Genomic DNA, 11,905 nt, shown 5'->3' on the forward strand with positions numbered 1-11,905 from the left:
TGGTCGCACAACCAGTCTATTCCTTCGGGCACCGCTTTCCTTTTAGGCCTCGCCTTCACGCTAATCCGTGAAGAACCTTTTATATCGCCCTCCCGGTCCGCACGCCGCAGCAAGCCCATGCCGGTGAAGCCACGAACGACAGGAATTCGGGAACGACACGATGACGAGCAGCCTCCCAGGTCTGAACGAGCGGTTTGCGCGACGCGCGGCATGGGTCGCGTCGTTCTCGACGCTTGCTTGCGTGGGCGTGGCGGCAATGCGGGCACGCGGTGAACGATCTCGCGCTCGCAGGTGTTTTTGCTAAAGACCGCACAACGTTCCGCCGATATCATTCAGGCGCTCAAAAACGACGCAATCGAACGACGCGCACCGACTCGTGCGCGACAGGCCCGCACCGCCGGCCAGCCCCGCAACGAAACACGACCGGGCGCGCGGCACGCGGGCAGCACGACGGAGACACTAGCTAAACGATGGGAACTGCAACAGGTTCGGTGCGACGCGCAATCGCGATCGCGGCCGGGGGAACGTTGTGCGTGGCGGCCGCGGGCGGCGCGCACGCGCAGGCATCGAACGCGGCGGCAACGCCTGCGGCCGATGCGGCGGCAACGCTGCCGAAGATCGACGTGACGGGCGCGGCCGGTCGCGCGTCGCGCGGGCTGGTCGGGTTGCGTACCGCCACCGCGACCCGGACCGACACGCCGGTCGCCGAGATTCCGCAGACGACCAACGTCGTGACCGCACAGCAGATCGAGATGACCGGCGCGACCGACCTGAACCAGGCGCTGCGCTACGTGCCGGGTTTCGCGACGTTCGGCTCCGATACGCGGACCGACTGGTATGCGGCGCTGCGCGGCTTCACGCCGACGCTGTATGTCGACGGCGTGGCGGCGCCGAACACGGCGGTCATCGCGAACTGGCGCGTCGATCCTTACACGATCGACTCGATCGCCGTGCTGCGCGGGCCGACGTCGGTGCTGTACGGCGCGGGCGAGCCGGGCGCGATCGTCGACGCGCACACGAAACTCGCCGACGGCGAGCGCGTGCGCGAAGCCGGCGTGCAGATCGGCAACGATGCACGCAAGCAGACCATGCTCGACATCGGCGACACACTCGATGCGGACGGCAGGTATGCGTATCGCTTCGTCGGCATCGCGCGCGACGGCAATGCGGTGACCGGCCCGAACGCCGACCGGCGCGTCGCGGTGGCGCCGTCGTTCCGCTGGCGGCCGACGGCCGACACGTCGCTGACGTTGTCCGCTTCGTTCCTGCAGGATCACGGCGACATTTCGTCGAACTTCCTCCCGGCGTCGGGCACGGTCTTGCCGAATCGGAACGGGCGTCTGTCGCAGGACATCTACATGGGCGACCCGACGTTCAACGACTACCGGAAGAAACAATGGTCGCTCGGCTATGCGCTCGAGCATCGCGTGAACCCGATCTGGACGCTGCGGCAGGACGTGCGCTGGTCGCGCCTGTCGCTCGACGACGCGACGGTGTTCGGCAACGGCCTCCTGCCCGGCAGCACGACGAACATGATGCGGTTCGCGGGCCTGTTCCAGTTGAACTACAGCCGGCTCGACATCGATAATCGCGCGCAGGCGCGCTTCGCCACCGGCCCGCTCGAGCACACGCTGCTGCTCGGCCTGCAGTTCGACCGGCAGACGACGACCAACAGCGTGTGGCTCGCGCTCGCGCCGTCGCTCAATCTGTACCACCCCGTCTATCGTCCGGTGACGGCCGCGATCTTTTCCGGGCGCACGTCGCTCGGCCACGTCGATCAGTACACGGCGATGAATTCGCTCGGCGCGTACGCGCAGGACCAGATTCGCTGGAACCGCTGGACGCTGACGCTCGGCGGCCGCGAAGATCGCGTGAACGCACGCTTCGACGACCGGGCGGCCAGCATCGGCACGCAGCAGGACGTCAGTGCGTTTTCAGGCCGCGTCGGGCTTACCTACCAGGGCGATGCGGGATGGTCGCCCTACGTGAGCTACTCGACATCGTTCGATCCGGTGATCGGCGTGCGGATGTACGGCGGCGGCTTGCCGAAACCGACGCGCGGCAAACAGACCGAAGCCGGGCTGCGCTGGCAGCCGGCCGGCCGGAACCTGATGCTCACCGCGGCCGTTTATCGGATCGACCAGACCAACGTCTTGACGCCGACGCCGACCAATCTCGACCCCACCGGTACGTCGTCCGTGCAGACCGGCAAGGTGCGTTCGCGCGGCATCGAACTGAGCGCGGTCGGGAACGTGACGCGGGAGCTGTCGATCGTCGCGTCGTACGTCTATCAGGACGTCAAGAACGTGCAGGCGAACGATGCCTCGCTGAACAACTGGCCGGTGTCCGTGCCGCTGCCGCGGCAGATGGCGTCGCTGTGGACGGACTGGACCTGGCACACCGGCGCGCTGTCGGGCCTCGGGATCGGCGCCGGCGTGCGCTACCAGAGTGCGTCGGCCGGTGCGCCGGACAATTCGCTGACGGTGCCGAGCACCACGCTGTACGATCTCGCGATGCACTACGAGCTGCGTCACTGGCGATTCGCGCTGAATGTCGCGAATGTGTTCGACCGCCGCTACGTCGGCGGCTGCCAGTCCTACGCGGTGTGCGTGTTCGGCAACGAGCGCACGGTGCTGGCCAGCGCGAAATACAACTGGTAGCCGTACCCGCCATGCCGGGCCCGACTACACGTCGCGCTGCGGTTCCCGGGCAGTATCACGCCCGGCCGCATCGCGCTGTCGCCGCCATTCGGTCGGCGTGATGCCGAACCGTTCGCGGAACGCGGTGGCGAAATTCGCCGGCGTGGAAAAGCCGATCTCCTTCGCGATGCTCGCAATGCTGAGCGACGTCGTATCGAGCAGATCCTGCGCGATGCGCAGGCGCTCGTGCCGCAGATATTCGAACACCGTCTGGCCCAGGTTGTCGCGAAACGCGCGCGACAGCCGCTTCTCGTGCGTGCCGACCGCGCGCGCGAGCTGCTCGACCGTCGGCGGATCGTTCAGCGTGCGCGACAGATGCCGAATGGCCGCGCGCACGATGATGTCGTCGTCCTTGCCCGTCGCAAACGGGTCGTGCGCGGCCGGCGCATCCATCGGCAATGGCCGTTTCGTCCGCGCGAGCTGCACGCGTATTCGCGCGAGGACTTCGATCGGCTCGAACGGCTTCACCACATAATCGACGCCGCCGATTTCGAGCCCTTCGACGCGCTCGTGCAAGTCGCCGGCCACCGTCAGGAAAATGACAGGGATCGCGCTCGTCAGCGGATTGGCCGCAAGCCGCCGGCACGCGGTGAAACCGTCCATGCGCGGCATCCGGACATCCATCAGGATCAGGTCCGGCATGAGTGCCTGCGCGCGCTGGCAGGCCTGCACGCCGTCGAATGCGATGCTGATCCGGCATCCGGTGCTGCGCAGGATATCGATCAGCAAACGGAGCTGGTCGGGCTGATCGTCGACGATCAGGATATGGGCATGATTCAATGCGGCGGTCGATGGCGACATCGTGTACCTGTTCAGGAAAGGCTGCGGGCAGCGTTCCTGTGCGCGGTCGATTCCGGTTCGGGAAAATCGTCGGAAGCCGCGACATGGCTTCGCGAACACGCACGGTACGCTCGCATCGACAAGCGGACTTCGCCGGACTGCACGGCAGGCAGTATGTCGGCGCATTACTCGGCGTTGTTTCTTTTGATCGCTGAGCCGATAAAGGGGCGGAGGATTGCCGCTGCCGAATCGATGCGAGCGGAATTGTAGGGGGATATCTCGATTCTCGCTAGAGTGCCGATCTCTATTATCGGGATGCGAGTCGGGGCTGACATTGAATCCGTTGTCGGTATTTTGCAATTTTTTGCGAGATTGCCTTTAATGGCGCCGCGCTCCAGCAAAGTATTTATCCTTCCGGGAAAACATTTTTATTAAGCGCGGCAATACGAAATCGTTTGCGAGTTCGGTGTTTTTAACATAAACCATTGAAAATATTGGATTTTGCAATCTATAAAGAATGCCGCCTTCTCTAATGCGGGGAGCGTGTCTCATAATTCGTCCGAACTTTGGATGCCGGATGGATTCGACGGGTTGGACCTCCGGCATACGGTGGCGGACGTTGCAGGATTGGAGTCAGTTGCATCAACTGATGCGCGCCGACGCGTATTCGTGACTACGTCCGTCGCCTCCGCAATATCGACGTGGACACAAAGCCGTTCGCGTGCAGCAGATGAAATAAAAGAAACGGGGTGGGTCGCGCCGCGCGCGACATTCAATTCGGAATGTCAATGACAGCAGGTTGACTCGCGAGAATCAGCAGGGACGAGTTCGTCCATGGCAGTCATTTTGTATTCCTGATGGTTGTTATCGAATGAGCGGAACGGGCCGTCGACCGAGCGGCGAGCCCGGGCATCGTATCGCGCATCGAGTTCGAAGTTGAAGTCGAAGATGTGAATAAAAGTAAGTAGTCCAAATTCAAACCAAAGACACAAAACGGAGCAAAAAATGCAGAGGAACCAGATTTCGGCGCTCGTCGCCGCCATGTTCGCAAGCGCTGGTGTGCTGGTCGCGGGGGCTGCACACGCGGACAACTTCGTCGATCGCGGCAATCCGGACAACGCGCTGAACGGGCAGTGCATCGACGGTACGAACCCGTTGTGCGTCGCGACGAAGAGCGGCACGTTCGTCGCGACAAGCAGCAAGAACTTCACGTCTGGAACGAATGCGAAGGCCGGCTCCAGCGGCATCGCGATCGGCGACCAGTCGAACGCGGGCAGCCAGGGCGGCTCCGGCAGCGGCGGCGGCATCGCGATCGGCGTCGGCGCACAGGCACTGGCGAACTCGGCCACGGCGATCGGCACGGTGGCCGTCGCGCAGGGCAATACGGCGCTCGCGGTGGGCCGTCAGTCCGCCGCGATCGGCGATTACTCGATGGCGCTCGGCAACGTCGCCGATGCGCATGGCACGAGTTCGATCGCGCTCGGTCACTCGGCGCTTGCGAGCGGCGATCGCTCGATTGCGATCGGCGGCGCGAATCCGACCACGAGCGACGGCGTATCGAGCGGCGCATCCTACGATGCGGCGACGCAAACCCGTGCGGGCGGCACGCAATCCGTCGCGATCGGCGCCGGCGCGCAGACGAACGACAACAACCAGGTCGCGATCGGCTCGGGCAGCGTCGGGGCGAACAATGGCGGCACGCCGGTATTCGGCGGCACGGCGGCACCGGTCGGCGGGGCCGTCTCGTTCGGTTCGCTCGGCCACGAGCGCCAGATCAAGAACGTCGCGGCGGGCGCGGCCGATACGGACGCCGTGAACGTCCAGCAGCTGAAGAACGTGAACAGCACGCTCAGCACCGGCATCGCCAACGTCGACGCACGCGTGACCTCCGTCGGCAATACGCTGTCGACGTCGATCGCGAACGTCGACCAGCGCGTGACCAACGTCGGCAACAGCCTCAGCACGAGCATCGTGACGGCGACGCAGAACGTCGTCAAATACACCGACGATTCGCATGCCGCGATCGCGCTCGACGGCAGCAACGGCACGACGATCAGCGGTGTCGCGGCCGGTGTCGCCGATTTGGACGCGGTCAACGTCGGCCAGTTGAAAGGCAGCGTTGCACCGCTGCAGACATCGCTGTCGACGGCCGCCGAGAACATCACGAACCTGCAGAACAACGTGACCAGCCTCAACGCATCGCTGAGCACGGCCGCGTCGAACATCGGCGGCCTGCAGGCAGCCGATGCGCGCAACGTGAAATACGACGGCGCGAGCGGCTTCGACTCGGTCACGTTCGCCGGCCCGAACGGCACGACGCTGCACAACGTCGCGGACGGCAAGGAGGCGCACGATGCCGTGAACGTCGGGCAACTGGGCAGCGGCCTCGCGTCGCTCAGCACGAGCGTGACCAGCAGCGTGAGCACGACGATCGGCAACCTGAGCACGTCGATCACGAACCAGATCGGCAACGCGACGAAGAATGCGGTGCAGTACGACGACGATGCGCATGGCGGCGTCACGCTCGGCGGCCAGGGTGCGCCGGCACCGGTCGGCCTGCACAACGTCGCGGACGGCGTGAGCGCGAACGACGCGGTGAACGTCGGCCAGCTCGGCAAGGCGACCGATACGCTGAACCAGTCGATCGCCAACGTCGGCAACAGCGTGACGAAGCTCGGCGACCAGGTGACGACGAACACGGGCAACATCGCCGCGCTGCAGCAGGATGCGCTGCAATGGAACCCGAGCCTCGGCACTTACGATGCGAGCCACGGCGGCACCAGCCCGCAACGCATCGGCAACCTCGCGGCCGGCCAGAACGGCACCGACGCGGTCAACGTCGCCCAGCTGAACGCGGCGATTCACGACGGCACGAGCCAGCTCGACGCGCTCGCCGTGAAGTACGACGATGCGAGCAAGCGTCAGGTTTCGCTCGGCGCGGGCAACGGCGGGATTCCGGTGCGTGTGACCAACGTCGCCGAAGGCAACGTGTCGAACGGCAGCACGGACGCCGTGAACGGCGCGCAGTTGCGCCGCGCGATCGACGGCACGGCAGCCGCGCTCGGCGGCGGTGCGACGGCGAACACGGACGGCTCGATCGCGGCGCCCGCGTACAAGATCGGCGGCGATTCGTTCAACAATGTCGGCGACGCGCTGACGAACCTCGATGGCCGTGTCGGCAGCAACACGACGACGCTCGGGAATCACGAGACGCGAATCGGCAATGCCGAAACGAACATCGCCGGCAATACGACCGCGATCGCCGGGCTGCAGAAGGATGCGCTGCAGTTCGACCCGACGCTCGGCGCATACAACGCCGCGCGTGGCGGCGCGCCGACGAAGCTGACCAGCGTCGCCGACGGCAACGTCGCGGCCGGCAGCACGGACGCGGTGAACGGCGGCCAGTTGTACGGCGTGAAGTCCGATCTCGAGCAGCAGATCACGCAGGTGTCGAACCAGACGGGCGAGGCCGTGAAGAACGTCGTCAAGTACGACGTCGACGGCAACGGCAACCGGCTCAACTCGGTCTCGCTGATCGGCGGCAACCCGAACGCGGCGGTCGTGCTGAAGAACGTCGCGGCCGGCACCGACGATACCGACGCGGTGAACGTGAAGCAGCTGAAGTCGGTGCAGTCGAACCTCGACCAGCTCGGCGCGCTCGCGGTGCAGTACGACGACAGCTCGAAGGGCTCGATCACGCTGGGCGGCGCGGGTGGCACGCGCATCACCAACGTGAAGGCCGGCACGCTGAGCGCGACCAGCACGGACGCCGTGAACGGCTCGCAGCTCTACGCGACGAACCAGCAGGTGTCGAAGAACACGACCGATATCGCGAACCTGCAGGACAACGTCACCAACATCGCGAACGGCAAGGCCGGGCTCGTGCAGCAGCAGGACCCGAAAGGCGCGATCACGGTGGGCAAGGACTCGGGCGGCACCAGCGTGAACTTTTCCGGCACGGCGGGCGACCGCGTGCTGACCGGTGTCGCGGCGGGCGTGAACGCCAACGACGCGGTCAACATGGCCCAGTTCAACGACGCGCTGAAGACGGCGGCGACCAACGACCGGATCCGTACGGCGGCAACCGATGCGAACACGACGTGGATCGCGCGTGCCGATGCCGGTTCGATCGGCTCGACGGCGACGGCGACCGGCAAGAACGCGGTGGCGGTCGGCCAGGGCTCCATTGCGGATCGCGACAATTCGTTCTCGGTCGGCGCGAAGGGCAACGAACGGCAGGTCACGAACGTGGCGGCCGGCACGGCGCCGACCGACGCGGTGAACGTGCAGCAGCTGAACGACAACCTCAATGCCGCGTCGACGCAGGCGAAGGGCTACACCGACCAGCGGATCGGGCAGGTGTACAACTCGTTCAACGACCTGAAGAAGGACATGTACGGCGGCGTGGCGTCGGCGATGGCGGTGGCCGGTTTGCCGCAGCCGACGGGGGCCGGGCGCTCGATGGTGTCGGCGGCGACGTCGAACTATCACGGGCAGCAAGGCTTCGCGGCCGGGTATTCGTACGTGACGGAGAGCAATCGCTGGGTCGTCAAGGCGTCGGTGACGGGCAATGCGCGGTCGGATTTCGGCGCGGTGGTGGGCGCAGGCTATCAGTTCTGATGCGGCGCGAAGGACGTTGAACGTCGGGTATCGGGCATGCGGACGATGCCCGACGCCGCGGGCAACGTCGACGACTGAAGGGCCCCGGGGCGCGATGGCGCCCTCGGGGCCTCGTCATTTGCCGGAATCGAATGCGCGCCGGTCGAAGGCCACCGCCGGCTGCACACCGCCGGCGCCCCACGCCTGCGCCGGCCGCGCGACGTGAAGCGTGTCGAGCAACTGCCCCATCCCGGCGAACACGCGGTACGCGCTCGCCACTTCCGCGTACTGGCCGCTGATGTAGTCGATGCGCGCGCTGTAATACTCGTTCTCCGCGTTGAGCAGGTCGAGCAGCGAACGTTGACCGATGCCGAACTGCAACAGGTACGCCTCGCGCGTCGACGCGCTGGAATCGACGTATTGCTTGAGCACGACCAACCGGTCGCGTGCGGTGACGTACGCGTTGTACGCGTGCGATTCGCCTTCCGCGATCTCCAGGCGCGTGCGGTTCCGGTCCTCCTCGGCCTCCCGGATCTGCGCATGCGCTTCGCCGATATGCGCCTTGTCGGCGCCGCCCTGAAACAGGTTGTAGCGCAACCGCAGCATCACGCGGCGGTCGTTCGTCGGACCGAGCACGCCGTCACGGTCATGGCTCGCGCTCAGCTCCAGATCGATGCGCGGCCAGAGTGCGGCCTTCGCCGCGTCATAGTGCGCATTGGCCTGCGCGACGTCCGCCTCGGCGGCCGCGAGGGACGGGTGGTTCGCCAGCGCCGTATCCAGCGCGAATCGTTCGGTCGCCGGCAGCGCGGCTTCCGGCGCGACCGGCTTGACGAGCACGTTCGGCGGCACGCCCACCAGCCGCGCGTAGGCCACTTCGGCGTCTTTCAGGTTGCTTTGCTCGGAGCGCAAGTTGTCCTGCGCGAGCGCCAGCCGGCTTTCCGCCTGGTAGAGGTCGGCGCGCCGGCCGACGCCGCGGTCGCTGCGCAGCTTGATCTGATCGTGGATCCGGCGGTGGGACTCCAGGTTGTCGGTGGCGGCGGCGACCGTTTCCTGGCGACGCAGGACTTCCAGATACGCGCCCACGACGCGTAGCGCCACGTCCTCCGAGGTTGACGCGACGCGATTCGCGGACGAGTCGATGCGTGCCCGCTGCCGCGCCACTTCGCTCCTGACCGCGAAACCGTCGAACAGCATTTGCGACAACGTCACGCTGGCCGTCCGGTGCGTGAACGTCGTGCGGTTCAGGCCGAGCAGACGCGTTTCGACATCGTCGCGCTGCTCCTTGCCGATCGCCGCGTCGATGTCCACGCGGGGCAGGTAGCCGGCTCGCGCCTGCTTCAGGCCTTGATCCGCCGCTTCCCGGTTGTGTGTCGTGGCGAGGACTTCGGGGTTGGTCCGGATCGCCTGCTCGACCGCATCCTGCAGGCTTTGCGCGGCGACGGGCGCGGGGGTGCCCGCGAGCGCTGACGCGAATGCGAGCACGGCAAGCAGAGGGCAGTTCCTGTTCATCGACTGGTTCCTGTCGCCCGACGGTTGTATGCAGCCAGCCTTGGGCACGATCCAACGTTGCGCGATGCCGGCGATCATGCAGCCGGCCATCGCGACAGATGCATCACACACACTGCCGCGAACGACGATCCGGAGGAAAGTTTGTCCGTCGGACGTCGATCACGGGGTATTCCAAGCGGCTCAAACCTCCTGAACGTGCGGCAGCGGCGGCGGCACGTAAGTGACCACGGTGCCGCTGCCCTGATCGTGCGAGAGCTGGAAGCTGCCGCCCGACAGATTGCCTTGAAGCGCGACCTGCGCGGTGTGGGCGCCGTCGCTCACCGTGAGCGTGCCGCCCGTTCCCGTGTCGTTGGCCGCGAAGCTCAGCGTCGTGTGATCGCCGAACAGCACGTCGGTCAGGTCGAGCGCGTCCCCGGCGCCGAAACCGCTGACCGTGCCGGTGAAGCCGGCGGAGTGGTCCAGCTTGAGCGTGCCCGCCGCGCCATCGGCGAACGTCGTGCTTTCCGCGGACGCGCCGCCGAACTCGAGCGTTGCGCCGCCGCTGATCGTCGCGCTGCCGGCGCCCGTCACGTCGCCGTGGATCGTCAGGTTGCCGTTGTTGGCCCACAGGTTGCCCGTGTTGTTCACGGCGCTTTCGATCACGAGGCCGCCGCTGCCCGTCGCCTCGAGCGTGCCGGCGTTGGCGACCGCGTGCGTGCCCGTGTCGATCACGAGCGCGTTGGCGCCGTCGGCGACGATCGTTCCTTCGTTGACGAGCGTCAGCTGGCCGGCGCCGAGCTGGCCGGCACCCGTGATCGTGTTGTCGACGTTCACGAGCGTGGCATCCGGCGTGCTGCCGAACACGACGTTGTGGCCGTCGTCGGACAGCGTCACGTGCCCGCCGCCTTCCAGCGTCGCGCTCTTCGGGAGGATTTCGAAGCGGGTGATGTCGCCGGTCGAGCCGAGCGCGATCGTGCCCGTGTTCTCCACGGTCCCGCCGATCGGCAGCATCGCGCCGTCGCTCACCGTCATGACGCCGGCGTTCTGTACGACCGGTTCCTGGTCGAACACGAAGTTGTCGCCGGTGAGGTCGGCCGAATGCACGCCCGTTACCGTGATGGTGGCGCCGTCGCCCAGCGTGATCACCGCATTGCCGTTCGCGTCGTCTGCCAGATGCGCCTGGACGTCGCTGAAGCTTGAGATGCCCGAGAAGCCCACGAGATCGATCTTGTCGGCGGCGAGGTCGAACGTGTGCAGCGTGTCGTTGCCGATCGGCTGCGAGAACACGAACAGGTCGTGGCCGGCGGACCCAGTCAATTGGTCGTCGCCCGACCATGCGAAGATCGGCGCGTTGGCCACGTACGCTTCGACGTTGTCCGCGATCGTGGCGGCGGCGTGGCTGCCGTCCGCGGCCGTCCAGGTTTCGGTCACCGTGAGCACGGTGGCCCCGGTGAAGGATGCGGCCGGCGTGATGGTGAGCGCGCCGAGGTCGTTCGTCGGCACGAGCCAGGTGCCGTTGCCGAGGTCGGTGCCGGCGTTCAGCGTCCAGCCGGACGGGATGCCGGCGATCGTCACCGCGAGGTCGGCCGCGTGGCCGGACGGATCGGCGAGTGCGAGGTTGATCTCGGAGCCGGCGGCGCCGGCAGGCGCCGTCTGCGTCAACGAGCGCGAGTTGCCCGCGGTGTCCCACTCGGTCACGGTGAGGGAATCATTGTTGAGGCTCGCTTGCGAGACGATCCAGGTTCCGGCGCTTTGTTGCGTTGCGGTGTAATCGCCACTGTGCGTGTTGTCGTGGACCAGGACTTTCCAGACATCTGACGTGTCGGTGGTCGCCGTCACCGTGTGGCCGGTGTATTGCCACGACAGCGTCGACGGTGCGGCGGTGTCGAGCGTGAAGCTGAAGCTCGTCGCATTCGAGATATTGCCCGCGATGTCGATCTGGCGGACTTGAAGGTTGTTCACGCCTTCGACGGCGCTGAAGCTCGTGTTCCAATGCGCGCCGTTGTCGACGCTGTATTGGACGGTGGCGCCGGTTTCGATGCCCGAGAGGTTCAGCGTGCCGACGTTGGTGATGTGGTCGGTGGCGCTGCTGCCGGAATCGGTGGTCAACGCAACGCCGGGCGCAGCGGCCGACGTATCGAGCGTGAAGCTCAGCGATGTAGCCGACGACGTGTTGCCCGCGACATCGATCTCGCGGACCTGCACGTTGTTCACGCCCTGGACGGCGCTGAAGCTCGTGTTCCAATGTGCACCGTTGTCGATGCTGTACTGGACGGTGGCGCCGGTTTCGATCCCGGTGACGTTCAGCGTGCCGACGTTGGTGATGTGGTCGGTGGCAC

General features: G+C 66.2%; 5 protein-coding genes. 2 read left to right on the forward strand and 3 right to left on the reverse strand.

Going from position 1 to position 11,905, the window contains the following annotated elements; all coding sequences use genetic code 11:
- Window positions 1-470: 470 nt before the first annotated feature.
- Window positions 471-2,660, forward strand: a complete 2,190-nt coding sequence (locus SB786_RS34790) for a TonB-dependent siderophore receptor (protein WP_410731369.1) — start codon at window positions 471-473, stop codon at window positions 2,658-2,660.
- Between the two features lie 24 nt (window positions 2,661-2,684).
- Here the strand turns inward: SB786_RS34790 and SB786_RS34795 are convergent, their stop codons facing one another.
- Complete coding sequence (locus SB786_RS34795; protein WP_410731373.1) at window positions 2,685-3,500, reverse strand: response regulator; 816 nt, start codon at window positions 3,498-3,500, stop codon at window positions 2,685-2,687.
- A 984-nt stretch (window positions 3,501-4,484) separates the two neighbouring features.
- Between SB786_RS34795 and SB786_RS34800 the strand changes: the two genes are divergently transcribed.
- On the forward strand, window positions 4,485-8,099 hold the full coding sequence (locus SB786_RS34800; protein ID WP_410731370.1) for a YadA-like family protein: 3,615 nt from the start codon (window positions 4,485-4,487) through the stop codon (window positions 8,097-8,099).
- Window positions 8,100-8,213: 114 nt separating this feature from the next.
- On the opposite strand, the gene SB786_RS34805 is transcribed toward SB786_RS34800, so the two are convergent.
- Entirely contained in the window at window positions 8,214-9,587 is a 1,374-nt protein-coding gene (locus SB786_RS34805) for a TolC family outer membrane protein (RefSeq protein ID WP_410731371.1), read from the reverse strand.
- 180 nt (window positions 9,588-9,767) lie between these two features.
- Window positions 9,768-11,905 (reverse strand): beta strand repeat-containing protein (locus tag SB786_RS34810; protein WP_410731372.1); only part of this gene is annotated, 2,138 nt, incomplete at its 5' end.

The sequence above is a fragment of the Burkholderia sp. SIMBA_062 genome (assembly GCF_046534765.1).
Classification (GTDB): domain Bacteria; phylum Pseudomonadota; class Gammaproteobacteria; order Burkholderiales; family Burkholderiaceae; genus Burkholderia; species Burkholderia ambifaria.